Source organism: Bordetella petrii, from assembly GCF_017356245.1.
Lineage (GTDB): Bacteria > Pseudomonadota > Gammaproteobacteria > Burkholderiales > Burkholderiaceae_B > Bordetella_A > Bordetella_A petrii_D.
The window spans coordinates 1,679,911-1,696,788 of the sequence record NZ_JAFMZZ010000001.1 but is presented as its reverse complement, the minus strand read 5'-3'; the positions used below and the strand labels follow the sequence as shown (position 1 = coordinate 1,696,788).

Below are 16,878 nucleotides of genomic sequence, written 5' to 3'. Positions count from 1 at the left end.
ATCAACGACTTTCCCCAGGGGAAACGGGGGATTTCAACCTTACTTCGCAATGTGTAATATCTTGTGAATAGGCACTAGCCGCTGGTTCTTGTCACTGTTACATTTCCGGCCATGAACACGCAAAACACCAATCCCATCCGCAAGATCCTCGTCGTCGACGACGACCCGCGCCTGCGCGACCTGCTGCGCCGCTACTTGTCGGAACAAGGGTTCAACGTCTTCGTCGCCGAAGACGCCAAGGAAATGGGCAAGCTCTGGCAGCGCGAACACTTCGACCTGCTGGTGCTCGACCTGATGCTGCCGGGCGAAGACGGCCTGTCGATCTGCCGCCGCCTGCGCGGGGGCCACGACAACACGCCCATCATCATGCTCACGGCCAAGGCCGAAGAAATCGACCGCATCGTGGGCCTCGAAATGGGCGCCGACGACTACCTGTCCAAGCCGTTCAACCCGCGTGAACTGCTGGCCCGCATCAACGCCATCCTGCGCCGCCGCGGCACCGAAGAACACCCGGGCGCGCCCAGCCAGGAAAACGAATCCATCGCTTTCGGGCCGTACGTGCTCAACCTGTCCACCCGCACGCTCACGCGCAACGGCGAACAGGTGCCCATCACCACCGGCGAGTTCTCGGTCCTGAAGGTGTTCGCACGCCACCCCAAGATCCCCCTGTCCCGCGACAAACTGATGGAACTGGCCCGCGGCCGCGAATACGAAGCCTTCGATCGCAGCCTGGACGTGCAAATTTCGCGTCTGCGCAAGCTGATCGAACCCAACCCGTCCAAGCCGGTGTTCATCCAGACGGTCTGGGGATTGGGCTACGTATTCGTCCCGGATGGCGGTAGCTGATCATCCCGCCCGACCGGGGCAAGAGCGACGTCTCGTGCCCAGCTTGCGCAAGATATTCCGGAACCTGACCTCACGCCTCAGGCTGGGTCTGTTCGGCCGTACTTTCCTGCTGCTGGCCGCCCTGATGCTGGTCAGCCTGGGCGCCTGGCTGCAGGTGTTCTTCAGCATGGAGCTGGGCCCGCGCGCCAACCAGATGGCGCAGCGGGTCATCACGGCCGTCAACATCACGCGCACGGCCCTCATCTATTCCAACGACGCCGAGCGCAGCAAACTGCTGCTCGACCTGGCCACCAACGAAGGCATCCAGGTCTATCCGCGCGAAGTCACCGACTTCACCGAAGCCCTGCCCGACGACAACTACTGGCAGCGGGTCGCCCAGCACATACGTACCCGGTTCGGCCCCGAAACCCAGATTTCCTGGGGGGTGAACCAGGTACCGGGCTTCTGGGTCAGCTTCCAGATCAACCAGGACCTGTACTGGCTGGTCTTCGAACGGGAACAGATCGGCCTGACCGGCGGCATCGAATGGCTGGGTTGGGGCGCCACCGCCCTGCTGCTGTCGCTGGTGGGCGCCGCGGTCAGCGTGGGGTTCGTCAACCGGCCGCTGTCGCGCCTGGCGCGGGCCGCGCAGGTGCTGTCGCGCGGCGAGACGCCGGCCCCCCTGCCCGAGCAGGGGCCGCTCGAAATCCGCGACCTGAACGCATCATTCAACCGCATGGCCAAAGACCTGCGGCAAACCGAGGCCGACCGCGAACTGATGCTGGCCGGCATTTCGCACGACCTGCGCACGCCGCTGGCGCGCATGCGCCTGGAAATCGAAATGAGCGGCGTCTCGGAAGACGCCCGGCAGGCCATCGACGAAGACCTCGGGCAAATCGACCACAGCATCGGGCAGTTGATGGAATACGCCCGCCCGGCCGGCACCCTGCCGCAAATGGCCACCGACATCTCGGCCGTGCTGGCCGACCTGTACGAGCGCGAACGCAGCCACACCGCCTCCATGGGAGGCGAGCTCGACGCGGCCATCGAGCCGGGCCTGCGCGCCCGCATTACCGCCCTGGACCTGAAACGGGTGGTCAGCAACCTGATCGAAAACGCCCGCCGCTACGGCCGCTCTACCGACGGCCAGGCGCATCTGAGCATGAGCCTGCATGCCGAGGGCAGCACCCTGGTCATCGAAGTGTCCGACCGCGGGCCCGGCATCGCGCCCGAAGAGGTCGACCGCCTGCTGCGGCCGTTCTCGCGCGGCGAGGCCGCCCGCACCGGCGTCAGCGGCGCCGGCCTGGGCCTGGCCATCGTCGAGCGCCTGCTCAAGCACGTGGGCGGCTCGCTGAAAATGCTGGCGCGGCCCGGCGGCGGACTGACCGCGCGCATAGAGATCCCCAAAGCCAAATTTAGAAATTATCAATTAGACAGCGATAGCCAATAGCGTAGAATTTGGGGTTTGAGGCAGTGCCTTCATCCACCCAACAACTACGGGAGTACTCATGAAAACTGTTGGCGATAAACTCGAGCCCTTCAAGGTCACCGGCGTCAAACCCGGCTTCAACCAGCACGAAGAAAACGGCGTTTCGGCGTTCGAAGACATCACCGAAAGCTCGTTTCCCGGCAAGTGGAAGGTGATCTACTTCTACCCGAAAGACTTCACGTTCGTCTGCCCCACCGAAATCGTCGGCTTCAACAAGCTGGCCAAAGATTTCGAAGACCGCGACGCCGTCCTGCTGGGCGGTTCGGTCGACAACGAATTCGTCAAGCTGGCCTGGCGCCGCGAGCACCCCGACCTGAACAAGCTGGGTCACTATCAATTCGGCGACACCACCGGTTCGCTGGTTGACCAGCTCGGCGTGCGCGACAAGAACGAAGGCGTCGCCCTGCGCGCCACGTTCATCGTCGACCCGGACAACACCATCCAGCACGTGTCGGTGAACAACCTGAACGTCGGCCGCAACCCCGAAGAAGTGCTGCGCCTGCTCGACGGCCTGCAAACCGATGAGCTCTGCCCGTGCAACCGCACCGTGGGCGGCGCGACGCTGTAATACCCCCGGCCCGGTTCGTCCGGGCCTTTCCTGCTCCAGATTATAGGTAAAAACTATGGAATTCCTTTCAGCGATCAAAGAACAGCTGCCGGATTGGGCCAAAGATATCCGCCTGAATCTGGATGGCGTCATCGCCCGTTCCACGCTGGCCCCGGAAGACGCGGTGGGCGCCGCCCTGTCGGCCGCCTTCGCGGCGCGCAGCCCGGTGCTGATCGAAGCCTTCAAGAGCGGCCTGTCGGAAACCGACGCCAACGCCGCCCTGACCGCGTCGGCCCTGATGGGCATGAACAACGTCTGGTACCCGTATGTCGAAATGAGCGGCGATGCCCAGCTCAAGAGCCTGCCGGCCCAGCTGCGCATGAATGCCTACGCCACCCACGGCGGCGTGGACAAGAAGCGCTTCGAGTTGTTCGCGCTGGCCGCATCCATTATTGGCAAGTGCCACTTCTGCGTGCAGTCGCACTACGAAAACCTGAAGAACGACGGCCTCAGCGTCGAGCAGCTGCGCGACGTCGGCCGCATTGCGGCGGTCGTCAACGCCGCGGCCCTGTCGCTGGCGGCGCAGGGCAAGTAAGCAGCAGCGCCCCCGGTGTCTGACACTTCTATGGGGTGTCAGGCACCTGCCTCATGCAAGCCCGGCCCTGTGCCGGGCTTGTGCGTTATGGCACTTGCGCCAGCAGGGCCACCACGGTGGCCGCGATGCCTTCCTTGCGGCCCAGGTAGCCCAGCCCTTCGTTGGTCTTGGCCTTGATGTTGACCGCCGCGCCGTCGATGCCCACGTCGGCCGCGATATTGGCCGCCATGGCCGCCGCGTGCGGCCCGATCTTGGGCGCCTGCGCATGCACGGTGGCGTCGATGTTTACCGGCGCCCAGCCGGCCGCGCGCACCTTGGCAACGGCGCCGCGCAGCAGCACGCGGCTATCGGCGCCGCGATAGGCCGGATCGGTGTCCGGAAAGTGGCGGCCGATGTCGCCCAGGCCCGCCGCGCCCAGCAGGGCGTCGGTCACCGCGTGCAGCAGCACGTCGGCGTCGGAATGCCCCTGCAGCCCGTGGGTATGCGGAATCGTGACGCCGCCTATGATCAGCGGCCGGCCCGTGACCAGGGCGTGCACGTCGTAGCCTTGCCCGACGCGAAAAGGAACAGTCATAGCCATTTTTCCATCAGTTCGAAATCGTCGGGCCAGGTGACCTTGAAGTTGCGCATGGCGCCCGGCACCAGCAGCGGCGCATGGCCGGCCGCCTCGATGGCCGAGGCCTCGTCGGTAACCGCGCCGCCGGCCGCCGCGGCCAGGGCGGCGCGCAGCACGCCCGCGCGGAACATCTGAGGGGTCTGGGCCAGCCACAGGCCGTCGCGGTCGAGCGTGGCCCGCACGCGCGGCCCGCCCGCCTTGACGGTATCGGCCACCGGCAGGGCCAGCAGGCCGCCCACCGCATCGGCCAGGCAGGCGTCGATCAGGCGCGCCAGCGCATCGGGCGGCAGGCCCGGCCGCGCGGCATCGTGCACCAGGATCCAGTCGCCGTCGGCGGCGCCGCTGTCGGCCAGCGCCGCGGCAACCGTGGCGGCGCGCGTCGGGCCGCCGCAGGGCCGGCACACCGTGCGCGGCAGGCCGGCCAGGGCGGGCCCGGCCCGTTCGTCGCCGGGCGAGACCGCCACGCGCACCTGGCCGATGCGCGCATCGGCCAGCAGCGCGGCCACCGCCCGCCGCAGCATGGGCTGGCCGGCCAGCATCCGGTATTGCTTGGGCAGGTCGGGCGCGCCGGGCCGGCCGGCACGCTGGCCCACGCCGGCCGCGGGCACGATAGCGATCAAAGAATCAGTCATGGCCGGGAGATTTTATAATCTTCGGCCTGATGTCCGATTCCTCTCTTCTCGACGCGGCTCCGCGGGTACCCGCCACTGCCGCCACGCTGTCCGCCCTGAAACCCGGCGCCCGCTATGTCCAGCCGCGCCCGCCCGGCTCGGGCGATGCCTGGCTGCTGGCCGACCTTGCCCGCCAGGCGGCGCGCCCGCTGGTCGTGCTGGCCGCCGCGCCGCTCGAAGCCCAGCGCCTGGCCGACGAAATTCCGCAATTCGCCCCCGAACTGCGGGTGCGCCAGCTGCCCGACTGGGAAACCCTGCCCTACGACGCTTTCTCGCCGCACCAGGACCTGGTGTCCGAGCGGCTGCACACCCTGCACGCGCTGATGCAGCACACCGTGGACGTGCTGCTGGTGCCGGTGACCACGGCGCTGTACCGGCTGGCGCCGCCGTCGTTCCTGGCCGCCTACACGTTTTCGTTCAAGCAGAAAGACCGCCTGGACGAAGCCGCGCTGCGCGCGCAGCTGACCCTGGCCAACTACACCCATGTCACGCAGGTGACGGCGCCGGGCGAATTCTGCCTGCGCGGCGGCCTGATCGACCTGTTCCCCATGGGCTCGGCGGTGCCCTACCGGCTGGACCTGTTCGACGACGAAATCGAATCCATCCGCAGTTTCGACGTGGATACCCAGCGCAGCCTGTACCCGGTGCGCGAAGTGCAACTGCTGCCCGGCCGCGAATTCCCCATGGACGAGGCCGCGCGCAACCGCTTCCGCGCGCGCTTTCGCGAAGAATTCGAAGGCGATCCGTCCCGCGCGCTGCCGTACAAAGACATCGGCAACGGCATCCCGTTCGCGGGCGTCGAATACTATCTGCCGCTGTTCTTCGACGACACCGCCACGCTGTTCGATTATCTGCCGGCCGAGGCCATCGCCGTCACCCTGGGCGACATCGATGACGCCGTGCAGCGCTTCACCCAGGACACCGCCAGCCGCTACGGATTCCTGAAAAGCGACCGCGAGCGCCCGGTGCTGCCGCCGCAGGCGCTGTTCCTCGACGCCGAAGCCCTGCACGCGCACTTCAAGGCATTCGCCCGGCTGGCCCTTGCCGATGGCGCCGCCCACCCCGATTTCTCGGCCGTGCCCGACGTCAGCGTCAGCCGCCGCGCCGAAGACCCGGTCGCCCGCCTGCGCGCCCTGCTGGCGCGCGGCGAATCGCGCGTGCTGCTGTGCGCCGATTCGGCCGGCCGCCGCGAAACGCTGGTGCAGATGCTGGCCGAATTCGGCCTGGCGCCCGACGAGCAGCCCGAGTCCATCCAGGCCTTCCTGGCCTCGCAGGCCGCGTTCGCGCTGGCTGCCGCGCCGCTGTCGGCGGGCTTCGGCATTCCGTCGGCGCGCCTGGCCTTCCTGACCGAGAACGACCTGTATCCCGGCCATGCCGGCGCCACGCGCCGCGGCCGGCGGCGCGACCAGGAAGGCGCCAGCAACGTCGAGGCCATGGTGCGCGACCTGTCCGAGCTGCGCGCCGGCGACCCGGTCGTGCATGCGCAGCACGGCATCGGGCGCTACCACGGCCTGGTCAACATGGACATGGGCGAAGGCGAGATGGAATTCCTGCATCTCGAATACGCCAATGGCAGCACGCTGTACGTGCCCGTGTCGCAGTTGCATGTCATCGCCCGCTACAGCGGCGCCGACCCCGAGGCCGCGCCGCTGCACCAGCTGGGTTCGGGCCAGTGGGACAAGGCCCGCCGCAAGGCCGCGCGCCAGGTGCGCGACACCGCCGCCGAGCTGCTGGCCCTGTATGCGCAGCGGGCCGCGCGCGAAGGCTATGTGTTCAAGCTGCCGCTCAACGACTACGAAGCGTTTGCCGAAGGCTTCGGCTTTGAAGAAACCGCCGACCAGAGCGCCGCCATTCAGGCCGTCATCGCCGACATGACCTCGGGCCGCCCCATGGACCGCCTGGTGTGCGGCGACGTGGGCTTCGGCAAGACCGAAGTCGCGCTGCGCGCCGCCTTCCTGGCCGTGGCCAACGGCAAGCAGGTGGCGCTGCTGTGTCCCACCACCCTGCTGGCCGAGCAGCACGCGCAGACCTTCGCCGACCGCTTCGCCGACTGGCCGGTGCGCGTGGTCGAGCTGTCGCGCTTCCGCTCGTCCAAAGAGGTGGCCGACGCCGTGCAGGGCATCAACGACGGCCGCGTCGACATCGTCATCGGCACGCACAAGCTCCTGTCCAAAGACGTGCGCTTCAAGCGCCTGGGCCTGGTCATCATCGACGAAGAACACCGCTTCGGCGTGCGCCAGAAAGAGGCCCTGAAAGCGCTGCGCGCCGAGGTCGACGTGCTGACCCTCACGGCCACCCCGATCCCGCGCACCCTGGGCATGTCCCTGGAAGGCATCCGCGATTTTTCCGTGATCGCCACCGCGCCGCAGAAGCGCCTGGCCATCAAGACCTTCGTGCGCCGCGAAGACGGCAGCACCATCCGCGAGGCGCTGCTGCGCGAGCTCAAGCGCGGCGGCCAGGCCTATTTCCTGCACAACGAAGTCGAGACCATCCACAACCGCCGGGCCCGCCTGGAAGAGCTGGTGCCCGAAGCCCGCATCGCCGTGGCGCACGGGCAGATGCCCGAGCGCGAGCTCGAACAGGTGATGAAAGGCTTCTACCAGCAGCGCTACAACGTGCTGTTGTGCACCACCATCATTGAAACCGGCATCGACGTGCCCACCGCCAACACCATCGTCATCCACCGCGCCGACCGCTTCGGCCTGGCGCAGCTGCACCAACTGCGCGGACGCGTGGGCCGTTCGCACCACCAGGCCTATGCCTACCTGCTGACGCCGGGCGAAGACGCCATCACGGCCAATGCCAAGAAGCGCCTGGAAGCCATCCAGGCCATGGAAGAACTGGGCTCGGGCTTCTACCTGGCCATGCACGACCTGGAAATCCGCGGCACCGGCGAAGTGCTGGGCGAATCGCAATCGGGCAATATCCAGGAAATCGGCTTCTCGATGTACAACGAGATGCTCAACGAAGCGGTGCGGGCGCTCAAGGCGGGCGAAGAACCCGACCTCGACGCGCCCTTCAACCTGGCCTGCGAAGTCAACCTGCACGCACCCGCCCTGCTGCCGGCCGACTATTGCGCCGACGTGCATGCCCGCCTGGGCATCTACAAGCGGCTGGCGCATGCCGCCAACGAAGACGACCTGATCCGCATCCAGGAAGAGTTGATCGACCGTTTCGGCAAGCTGCCCGAGGCCGCCCAGACCCTGCTGACCACGCACCGGCTGCGGCTGGCCGCGCAGCCGCTGGGCATCGTCAAGATCGACGCCAGCGAAACCCAGGCGCTGCTGCAATTCGGCCCCAAGGCCGCCGTGGATCCGCTGCGCATCATCGAACTGGTGCAAAAGCAGCGGCACATCCGGCTGGCCGGCCAGGACAAACTGCGCATCGAATTCAAGGCGCCCCAGGTGCCCGCCCGCGCCGACGCGGTGCGTGCCGTGCTGCGCTCCCTGAAGTAATATCCCGCCGATCCCGGCTCATTACTCCCGCCTCTACATGTCCACGCACCATCTCGTCATCCAGTCCCCCGCCCTGAGCGCCGCCCAGACCGAGCAGCTCGCCGCCCTGGCCCAGGCCCAGGGCGTCATGCAGCTCGGCGCCACGGCGGCCCGGCTGCTCGACGTCGGCCAGGATGACGCACTGCGCGCGCAGGTCACGGCCTGGGGCGAACAGCATGGCGTCGACACCGCCTTCGTGCCGGCCGGCGCGCGCCTGTCGCAATGCAGGGTATTGGCGATGGACATGGATTCCACGCTGATCAACATCGAATGCATCGACGAGATCGCGGGCGTGGCGGGCGTAAAGCCGAAAGTGGCCGAAATCACCGAAGCCGCCATGCGCGGCGAAATCAAGGACTTCGCCGAAAGCCTGCGGCGCCGCGTGGCATTGCTGGCCGGCACGCCGGCGGCCGCGCTGGAACAGGTGTATGCCGACAAGCTGCGCCTGAACCCGGGCGCCGAACGCCTGGTCTCCACGGCTCGCGCCGCGGGCCTGAAGGTGCTGCTGGTGTCCGGCGGTTTCACGTTCTTCACCGAGCGGCTGCGCGAACGGCTGCAGCTCGACAGCGCGCACGCCAATACGCTGGAAATCCGCGATGGCGTGCTCACCGGCAAGGTGCTGGGCGATATCCTCGACGCCGATGCCAAGCTGGCGCACCTGCGCGCCTTCGCGCAGGCCCACGGCGCCACGCCCGAGCAAACCATCGCCCTGGGCGACGGTGCCAACGACCTGAAAATGCTGGGCGCGGCCCGCTACGCGGTTGCCTACCGCGCCAAGCCCATCGTGCGGCAACAGACGCCGTACGCCCTGAACGTCACCGGGCTGGACGGCGTGCTGAACTGGTTCGAAGGCTGATCAGTACTTCACGTTCAGCGACAGCAGCGCCGCGCGGCCCGTGCCCAGCGCGGCATAGTGCGCGCCGTAAGCCTTGGTGTAGTACGTCTTGTCGAACAGGTTGATGACGTTCAGCTGCGCGGTGACGTGGTCGTTGAACTCATACGCCGCCATCGCGTCGAAGCGCCAGTACGAAGGCACCCAGCGCGACTTGGGCGTGCCGTCGGCATTGTGGCCGTCATCGGCGTTGCCGTACACCTTGTCCACGTAGTAGGCGCCGCCGCCCACCGTCAGCTGCGGCAGCATCTTGTAGGTGGTCCACAGGCTGAAGGCGTTGCGCGGGGTGTTGGGTAGGTCCTGCCCCACCGCACCGCTGTCGAACGCGCCTTCCACCAGCTCGCTGTCCATGAAGGTATAGCCGCCGTACACGTTCCACTTGGGCGTGATGCTGCCCGAGAAGCCCAGTTCAAGCCCGCGCACCTTGGCCTTGCCCACCTGGGCCGTTTCGCCGTCCGAAATCTCCACGCTGGTGTTCTTGCGGATGTCCTGGAACAGCGCGGCCGACAGCATCAGGCGGTTGTCGAACACCTGCCACTTGGTGCCCACCTCGACGGTGCGGCTCTTTTCGGGTTCCAGGTCGGCGCTGTCGTTGGTGACGACGTCGTTCACGTTGTTGCCGGCTACCGCCGACGGCGTCGACGACGTTCCGTAGGTGGCGTAGATGGTGCCGTTGGGCAGCGGCTTGTAGGCCAGGCCCAGCTGGTAGTTGAACAGGTTGTCTTCGCGGTCGGCGTCGTAATGCGGCGAGCCCGCCGGCGCGCCGCGGCCCGGGGCGATGTTCTTGCCGCTGATCTTGTAGTTGTCCCAGCGCAGCCCCACGCTGGCCTGCCACTGTTCGTTGAGCTTGATGGTGTCGAAGCCGTACAGGGCCATGGTGTTGGTCGTGTACGTGGCCGGATCGTCCTTGCGCTCCAGGCGGCCCGGGTAGTAGGTGTGCGGGTCGGCGTCCCACAGCGAGGTGCACCATGCCGATCCCGCCAGCGGCGCATTCGAGCAATTGGTGCTGTTTCCTCCGGGTTTGCCCAGCTCGTTGTAGCCGTCCTTGTCCTGCACCACGTTGGTGTACTCGAAGCCCAGGTCGAAGCTGTGCTTCAGGCTGCCGGTCTCGAAATCGCCCGTCAGGTCAGTCTGGTTGGTGAAGGTCTTGGTCGCGAAATAGCCGGATTTCAGCCCGCGGTACACCAGGCCGTTGACCACATTGCCCTTGCTGTCATCGGGGTTGGTGGCCGCGTAGTCCATGGTGGCGCGGGTATAGCGCGTCACGTTGCGCAGCTGCAGCGTGTCGGAAAAATCGTGCTGGATGTCCAGGGTGCCGGTGTCGTCGCGCTGCTTCATGAAGTCGCGCCCGGTCAGGCCGTAGAACGTCTTGCGGCTGACGCCGCGGGTTTCGGTGACGGGCTGGCCCGATTCCGGATCGTACGGAATCGAGTAATCGGGCATGCTGTCGTCCTGGTAGTGCTGGAAGCTCAGCGTAATGCGGGTGGGCGTGCCCAGCCCCAGCATCAGCGAAGGCGCCACGCCCCAGCGCTCGAAATCCACCGCGCTGTCGCGGCCCGGCACATCGCCCTTGTTGCCCATCAGGTTCAGGCGGAAAGCGGCCTGGTCGCCCAGGCGCCAGTTGCCGTCGGCCGTGGCGCGATAGTTGTTGTCGGTGCCCACCTGCACCGTGCCTTCGGCAAAATCGTGCCCCTTGGGCTTCTTGGTGACTAGATTGATGCTGCCGCCGGCGCCGCCGCGCCCGGAATACACCGAATCCGGGCCCTTGATGATTTCCACCTGCTCCAGGTTGAACGTATCCCGGGTCTGGGTGCTGGTGTCGCGCACGCCGTCCACGAAGATGCTGCCGGCCGAATTCTGGCCGCGGATGATCGGCAGGTCGCCGCCGGGCCGCCCGCCTTCCCCGGCCCCCATGGTGATGCCCGGCGAATTGCGCAGCACATCTTGCAGCGACGTGGCGGCCTGGTCCTGGATGACTTGCTGGGGCACCACCTGCACCGTACGCGGGGTGTCCAGCAAGGGCGCGGTCATTTTCAGCGATTGGGACACCGGCACGTCATACGGCGACGACTCCCCTTCAACCTGCACCGGCGTCAATTGCGGCACATTCGACTGCGCGGCGGCCTGCGGCGCCAGGCAGAAGGCGGGAACGACCATCGCCGCGGCAAGCGACGAGGCCAGGGAATTCATCGAGTACGACTCCGGTGCTTTCAAGACAGCCTCTCCAAAAATGAAAATAGCAACGATTCTTATTTTTTGATCGGGCTAGATTCTCTACTGAAGAGCTGACAATTGCCTGAATAAACGGCCAAATCCCTGAATTACAACGCTTAAAAAGCAAAAAGCGCCTGGCGTGGCAGGCGCTTTTTCCGAAGCAGTTTCAGCTTCGCAAAGAGGGATGGCGCTTGAACAAATAGCGGTAGACAAAGCCGGGATACCCCAGCACCAGGTACAGGCTGAGGGTAATGGCGTAGAACTCCCAGCCCTGCTTGAACGGGTTGCCCAGCGCGGCCTCGAAGGCGAAGCCCAGGGCGATGACCAGCCCGTAGTACGCCAGCAGTTCCAGCAGGCGCAGCCAGAACGGCTTGGCCGCGCCTGCCCGTTTCCAGGGCAGCACGGCCAGCACGCGTTCGGTCAGGAACGGCAGGTTGGCGCTGACCAGCGCCAGCGCGATCAGCAGCCAGACGGCAAGAGTCTGGTTCATGCCCCCTGCCCTGCTACAGGCCCAGCGAGGTCTGGATGGCGTGCACGCAAAGGGCCATCAGGCCGCCCGGCAGGATGCCCAGCACCAGGATCAGTGCGCCGTTCAGCGACAGCACCCCGCGCTGGCCGCACGATGCAGACACCGCGCCGACTTCGGCCACCGGCTCGTCGAAGTACACCACCTTGACCACACGCAGGTAGTAGAACGCGCCAATCAGCGAGAACAGCACCGCGACCACCGCCAGCGCCACATGGCCGGCGTCGATCAGCACCTGCAGCACCGCCAGCTTGGCATAGAACCCCACCATGGGAGGAATGCCGGTCAGCGAGAACATCAGCAGCAGCAGGATGGCGGCGTGCCAGGGGCTGCGGCGGTTCAGGCCCTTCAGGTCGTCGATCTGCTCGCACTCGAAACCCTGGCGCGACAGCAGCAGGATCATGCCGAAAGTGCCCAGCGTGGTCAGCACATAGACCAGCATGTAGAACAGCGCCGAGCCGTAGGCTTGGGCCGAGGCGTCCGGCCTGCCCGCCACCGCGCCGGACATCAGGCCCAGCAGCACGAAGCCCACGTGCGAAATGGTGGAATACGCCAGCATGCGCTTGAAGTTGGTTTGCGCAATGGCCGTCAGGTTGCCGATGGCCAGCGACAGTACCGCCAGGATCATCAGCATGGGCTGCCAGTCGGCCGCCAGGCCGTGCAGGCCTTCGACCAGCAGGCGCAGCGTGATGGCGAAGGCGGCCAGCTTCGGCGCCGCGCCCAGGATCAGGGTAACCGCGGTGGGCGAGCCCTGGTAGACGTCGGGCACCCACATGTGGAACGGCACCGCGCCCAGCTTGAACGCCAGGCCGGCCACCAGGAACACCACGCCGAACACCAGCGCCAGTTCCTTCTGCTGCCCGGCCGCGACCACCTTGGAAATCTCGGCGATGTCGAGCTGCCCCGTGGCGCCGTACACCATGGACATGCCGTACAGCAGGAAGCCCGAGGCCAGCGCGCCCAGCACGAAGTACTTCATGGCGGCCTCGGTGGCCACCACGTCGTCGCGGCGCAGGGCGATCAGGGCGTACAGGGCCAGCGACATCAGTTCCAGGCCCAGGTAGATGCTGATCAGGTTGCCCGCCGAGATCATGACCATCTGGCCAAGCAGGGCCATCAGCGTCAGCACGTACAGTTCGCCGCCGCGAAGCATGTCGCGCGCCTGCGCATAGACCCGGCCGTAGATCAGCGTGACCGCCACGGCGATGTACGACGCCACCTTGAGCAGGTGCGACAGGTTGTCGGCGACATACAGGCCGTTGAAGGTGCGGCCGACGGCGCCGCTGTTCCATTGCACCAGCGACACGACCACCAGCACGCCCAGCGCCAGCATGGTCAGGATGAACGTGGGCTTGCGCTCGGGGTGGCTGCTGACCGCGTCGATGAGCAGGATAGCCAGACCGAAAACCAGCAACAGGATCTCGGGTGTGGCCAGGGCGAAATCGATGTGAGATTGCATCATGGTTCAGTCTTACAGTTTCGAGACGGCAACGTGTTGCAGCAGGGCCTGAACCGAGGCATGCATGACGTCGGTAAAGGGCTTGGGATAGATACCCATGTACAACACCGCAATGGCCATCACGCCCAGGATCAGGAATTCACGGCGGTTGACGTCGGTGAGTTGGCGCACCTGGTCGTTGGCGATGTCGCCGAACGCCACGCGCTTGACCATCCACAGCGAATACGACGCGCCCAGGATCAACGCCGTCGCGGCCAAGAGGCCGATCCAGAAGTTGTGTTCGACGGCGCCCATGATGACCATGAACTCGCCCACGAAACCGCTGGTGGCGGGCAGCCCGCTGTTGGCCATGGAGAACAGCACGAAGAACGTGACGAAGCGCGGCATGACGTTGATGACGCCGCCGTAGTCGGCGATGCGCCGCGAATGCATGCGGTCGTACAGCACGCCGATGCAGAAGAACATGGCGCCCGACACGAAGCCGTGCGAGATCATCTGCACGATGGCGCCTTCGACGCCGGCCGTATTGAAGATGAAGAAGCCCAGGGTGACGAAGCCCATGTGCGCCACCGACGAATACGCCACCAGCTTCTTCATGTCGTCCTGGACGATGGCGACCAGGCCGATGTAGATGACGGCGATCAGCGACAGCGCGATCATCAGGCCGGCCAGGCTGTGCGAGGCATCGGGGGCGATGGGCAGCGAGAAGCGCAGGAAGCCGTAGGCGCCCAGCTTCAGCATGATGGCCGCCAGCACCACCGAACCGCCGGTAGGCGCCTCGACGTGGGCGTCGGGCAGCCAGGTGTGCACCGGCCACATCGGCACCTTGACCGCGAAAGCCGCCAGCAGCGCCACGAAAATCAGCACCTGCGGCGTATAGCCCAGCTTGACCTGGTGCCAGGTCTGGATGTCGAACGAGCCGCCCGAGGCATGCCACAGATAGATGAACGCCACCAGGGTGAGCAGCGAACCCAGCAGCGTGTACAGGAAGAACTTGAACGCCGCATAGACCCGATTGGGGCCGCCCCACACGCCGATGATGATGTACATCGGGATCAGCGTGGCCTCGAAGAACACGTAGAACAGCAGGCCGTCGAGCGCCGCGAACACGCCCACCATCAGGCCCGACAGGATCAGGAAGGCGGCCATGTACTGCGCCACGCGGCTGGTGATGACTTCCCAGCCGGCCAGCACCACGATGATGGTGATGAACGCGGTCAGCAGCACGAACCACAGCGAGATGCCGTCGATGCCCAGGTGGTAGTTGACGTTGAACGCCTCTATCCAGGATGCCTTTTCGACGAACTGCATGGCTGCCGTCGAGGCGTCGAAGCCGGTGTACAGCGGAATGGTGACTACGAAGCCGGCCAGCGCGCCCACCAGCGACAGGCCGCGCGTCAGCCCGGGACGGTCATCGCGGCCCAGGGCCAGCACCAGCAGGCCGAATACGATCGGTACGAAGATCGCAAGCGTAAGCCAGGGAAAAGTGTTGGATGCCATGTCGCTTGCCGTCATTGGGGAATCAGCACAAAGAAAGTAATCAGCGCCATGATGCCGATGATCATCGCGAACGCGTAGTGATAGATGTAGCCCGACTGCAAGTGGCGGCTGACCGCGGCCACCCAGCCCACCACGCGGGCGCTGCCGTTGACCAGCACGCCGTCGATCAGGCCGCGGTCGCCGCGCTGCCACAGCCCATGGCCCAGGCAGCGGGCGCCGCGCGCGATGATCTGTTCATTGACCCAGTCGACGTAGTACTTGTTGTCGAGCAGCTTGTACACGCCCGACAGGCCCGACTTGATCGCGGCCGGCACCTTGGGATTGATCAGGTAGCAATACCAGGAGATGACGGCGCCCGCCACCACCAGCCAGAACGGCAGGGTCTGGAAGGCGTGCAGGCCGAAGGCGACCCAGCCGTGCCATTCTTCGGCAAGCTCGTGCATGGCCGGGTGCTGCGGCAGCACCTTGATCGCGCCTTCGAAGAAGCCGCCGAACAGCATCGGATCGACCACCAGCGCGCCGATGATCACCGAGGGAATGGCCAGCAGCACCAGCGGCAGCGTGACGACCCAGGGCGATTCGTGCGGCGTGCCGCCATGGTGGTCGTGGTCGTCGTGGCTGCCGTGCGCATGGTCGTCGTGGCCATGGCCGTGGCCGCTGGTGTCGAAGCGCTCTTTGCCGTGGAACACCAGGAAGTACACGCGGAACGAGTACAGCGAGGTGACGAACACGCCGATCAGCGTGGCGTAGTAAGCGAAGCTGGCGCCCCAGACATCGGCCGCGCCGGCGGCTTCGATGATGTGCTCTTTCGAGTAGAAGCCCGAGAAGAACGGCGTGCCCACCAGGGCCAGCGTGCCCAGCAGGAACGTGATCCAGGTAATGGGCATGTACTTGCGCAGCCCGCCCATGTTGCGGATGTCCTGGTCGTGGTGCATGCCGATGATCACCGAGCCCGCGCCCAGGAACAGCAGCGCCTTGAAGAACGCGTGCGTCATCAGGTGGAAAATGGCCACCGAGTAGGCCGAGGCGCCCAGCGCCACGGTCATGTAGCCCAGCTGCGACAGCGTGGAATACGCCACCACGCGCTTGATGTCGTTCTGGATGATGCCCAGGATGCCCAGGAACAGCGCGCCGATGGCGCCGATGACGATCACGAACGACAGCGCGGTGTCGGACAGCTCGAACAGCGGCGAGAAGCGCGCCACCATGAAGATGCCCGCGGTCACCATGGTGGCCGCGTGGATCAGCGCCGAGATCGGCGTGGGGCCTTCCATGGAATCGGGCAGCCAGGCATGCAGCGGCACCTGGGCCGATTTGCCCATGGCGCCGATGAACAGGCAGATGCAGGCCACGGTCAGCAGCATCCAGTCGGTGCCCGGCAGGGTTTCGCCGGCCAGCTTGTCGGCCTGGGCGAACACGTCGGCGTAGTGCATGGTGCCGGCGTAGGCGAACAGCAGGCCGATGCCCAGCACGAAGCCGAAGTCGCCCACGCGGTTGATCAGGAACGCCTTCATGTTGGCGAAGATGGCCGTGGGGCGCGTGTACCAGAAGCCGATCAGCAGGTACGACACCAGGCCCACCGCTTCCCAGCCGAAGAACAGCTGAACCATGTTGTTGGACATGACCAGCATCAGCATCGAGAAGGTGAACAGCGAGATGTACGCGAAGAAGCGCTGGTAGCCGGGGTCGTCGGCCATGTAGCCGATGGTGTAGATGTGCACCATCAGCGACACCGAGGTGACCACCACCATCATCATGGCCGACAGCGGGTCGATCAGGAAACCGATTTCCAGCTTGGTCTGGCCGATGAGGCTCCAGGTGTAGACGGTGCCGTCGTAGGTGTGGCCATTGAGCACATCGCCCAGCACGATGACCGCCCCCACCGTGGAGATCAGTACCCCCAGGATGGTGATGACGTGCGAGCCGCGGCGGCCGATCGGCCGGCCCAGGAACCCGGTGCCGAACAGCCCGGCAAGAATCGCGCCGGCCAGCGGGGCCAGCGCGATCAGCAAGTACAGGTTGGGTGAGCTAGACATTTTCTTCCAATACC

13 protein-coding genes are annotated in these 16,878 nt (G+C 65.9%); 6 read left to right on the top strand and 7 right to left on the bottom strand.

Annotated elements, in window-relative coordinates:
* Positions 1-111 precede the first annotated feature (111 nt).
* The 4 genes from risA to J2P76_RS08280 are packed head-to-tail and all read left to right on the top strand — an operon-like array spanning position 112 to position 3,456.
* The gene (gene risA, locus J2P76_RS08295) at positions 112-846 is read left to right on the top strand and encodes a response regulator transcription factor RisA (protein ID WP_012248623.1); all 735 of its coding nucleotides are present in this window, start codon (positions 112-114) and stop codon (positions 844-846) included.
* A gap of 34 nt (positions 847-880) precedes the next feature.
* Positions 881-2,275, top strand: a complete 1,395-nt coding sequence (gene risS, locus J2P76_RS08290; RefSeq protein ID WP_431603385.1) for a sensor histidine kinase RisS — start codon at positions 881-883, stop codon at positions 2,273-2,275.
* A 58-nt stretch (positions 2,276-2,333) separates the two neighbouring features.
* Positions 2,334-2,882, top strand: coding sequence for a peroxiredoxin (locus J2P76_RS08285; protein WP_012248621.1), 549 nt, complete (start codon positions 2,334-2,336; stop codon positions 2,880-2,882).
* A 55-nt stretch (positions 2,883-2,937) separates the two neighbouring features.
* On the top strand, positions 2,938-3,456 hold the full coding sequence (locus J2P76_RS08280) for a carboxymuconolactone decarboxylase family protein (protein ID WP_207406121.1): 519 nt from the start codon (positions 2,938-2,940) through the stop codon (positions 3,454-3,456).
* Positions 3,457-3,541: 85 nt separating this feature from the next.
* On the opposite strand, the gene ispF is transcribed toward J2P76_RS08280, so the two are convergent.
* Complete coding sequence (gene ispF, locus J2P76_RS08275) at positions 3,542-4,030, bottom strand: 2-C-methyl-D-erythritol 2,4-cyclodiphosphate synthase (protein WP_207406119.1); 489 nt, start codon at positions 4,028-4,030, stop codon at positions 3,542-3,544.
* The gene (ispD, locus tag J2P76_RS08270; protein ID WP_207406117.1) at positions 4,027-4,704 is read right to left on the bottom strand and encodes a 2-C-methyl-D-erythritol 4-phosphate cytidylyltransferase; all 678 of its coding nucleotides are present in this window, start codon (positions 4,702-4,704) and stop codon (positions 4,027-4,029) included. Before ispD ends, ispF begins: the two co-directional genes overlap by 4 nt.
* Positions 4,705-4,733: 29 nt before the next feature.
* Here ispD and mfd point away from each other — a divergent pair, with 29 nt between their 5' ends.
* Together mfd and serB are read left to right on the top strand one after the other, a co-directional pair.
* Positions 4,734-8,198, top strand: coding sequence for a transcription-repair coupling factor (gene mfd, locus J2P76_RS08265; protein WP_207406115.1), 3,465 nt, complete (start codon positions 4,734-4,736; stop codon positions 8,196-8,198).
* 37 nt (positions 8,199-8,235) lie between these two features.
* The gene (gene serB / locus J2P76_RS08260) at positions 8,236-9,093 is read left to right on the top strand and encodes a phosphoserine phosphatase SerB (RefSeq protein WP_207406113.1); all 858 of its coding nucleotides are present in this window, start codon (positions 8,236-8,238) and stop codon (positions 9,091-9,093) included.
* On the opposite strand, the gene J2P76_RS08255 is transcribed toward serB, so the two are convergent.
* The 5 genes from J2P76_RS08255 to nuoL form a co-directional block, all read right to left on the bottom strand.
* The gene (locus J2P76_RS08255; RefSeq protein WP_207409152.1) at positions 9,094-11,319 is read right to left on the bottom strand and encodes a TonB-dependent receptor; all 2,226 of its coding nucleotides are present in this window, start codon (positions 11,317-11,319) and stop codon (positions 9,094-9,096) included. It abuts the gene before it with no gap.
* Positions 11,320-11,509: 190 nt separating this feature from the next.
* Positions 11,510-11,833 (bottom strand): DUF2818 family protein, encoded by a 324-nt coding sequence (locus J2P76_RS08250; protein WP_207406111.1) that lies wholly within the window; start codon positions 11,831-11,833, stop codon positions 11,510-11,512.
* 13 nt (positions 11,834-11,846) lie between these two features.
* Entirely contained in the window at positions 11,847-13,331 is a 1,485-nt protein-coding gene (gene nuoN / locus J2P76_RS08245; protein WP_207406109.1) for an NADH-quinone oxidoreductase subunit NuoN, read from the bottom strand.
* A 9-nt stretch (positions 13,332-13,340) separates the two neighbouring features.
* Positions 13,341-14,843: an NADH-quinone oxidoreductase subunit M gene (locus J2P76_RS08240; protein ID WP_207406107.1), complete on the bottom strand. Its 1,503-nt coding sequence runs from the start codon at positions 14,841-14,843 to the stop codon at positions 13,341-13,343.
* A complete protein-coding gene (gene nuoL, locus J2P76_RS08235) occupies positions 14,840-16,864 on the bottom strand; it encodes an NADH-quinone oxidoreductase subunit L (protein WP_207406105.1) in 2,025 nt (674 codons plus the stop codon). The genes J2P76_RS08240 and nuoL overlap by 4 nt, the downstream gene beginning before the upstream one ends.
* Between the last annotated feature and the right edge of the window lie 14 nt (positions 16,865-16,878).

Excerpts from the sequence above, each read along its gene's own strand:
- nuoN (WP_207406109.1), bottom strand. The coding sequence starts at position 13,331 with ATGATGCAATCTCACATCGATTTCGCCCTGGCCACACCCGAGATCCTG.
- J2P76_RS08240 (WP_207406107.1), bottom strand. The coding sequence starts at position 14,843 with ATGACGGCAAGCGACATGGCATCCAACACTTTTCCCTGGCTTACGCTT.
- mfd (WP_207406115.1), top strand. The coding sequence starts at position 4,734 with ATGTCCGATTCCTCTCTTCTCGACGCGGCTCCGCGGGTACCCGCCACT.
- serB (WP_207406113.1), top strand. The coding sequence starts at position 8,236 with ATGTCCACGCACCATCTCGTCATCCAGTCCCCCGCCCTGAGCGCCGCC.
- J2P76_RS08280 (WP_207406121.1), top strand. The coding sequence starts at position 2,938 with ATGGAATTCCTTTCAGCGATCAAAGAACAGCTGCCGGATTGGGCCAAA.
- J2P76_RS08255 (WP_207409152.1), bottom strand. The coding sequence starts at position 11,319 with ATGAATTCCCTGGCCTCGTCGCTTGCCGCGGCGATGGTCGTTCCCGCC.
- ispF (WP_207406119.1), bottom strand. The coding sequence starts at position 4,030 with ATGACTGTTCCTTTTCGCGTCGGGCAAGGCTACGACGTGCACGCCCTG.
- ispD (WP_207406117.1), bottom strand. The coding sequence starts at position 4,704 with ATGACTGATTCTTTGATCGCTATCGTGCCCGCGGCCGGCGTGGGCCAG.
- nuoL (WP_207406105.1), bottom strand. The coding sequence starts at position 16,864 with ATGTCTAGCTCACCCAACCTGTACTTGCTGATCGCGCTGGCCCCGCTG.
- J2P76_RS08285 (WP_012248621.1), top strand. The coding sequence starts at position 2,334 with ATGAAAACTGTTGGCGATAAACTCGAGCCCTTCAAGGTCACCGGCGTC.
- J2P76_RS08250 (WP_207406111.1), bottom strand. The coding sequence starts at position 11,833 with ATGAACCAGACTCTTGCCGTCTGGCTGCTGATCGCGCTGGCGCTGGTC.
- risA (WP_012248623.1), top strand. The coding sequence starts at position 112 with ATGAACACGCAAAACACCAATCCCATCCGCAAGATCCTCGTCGTCGAC.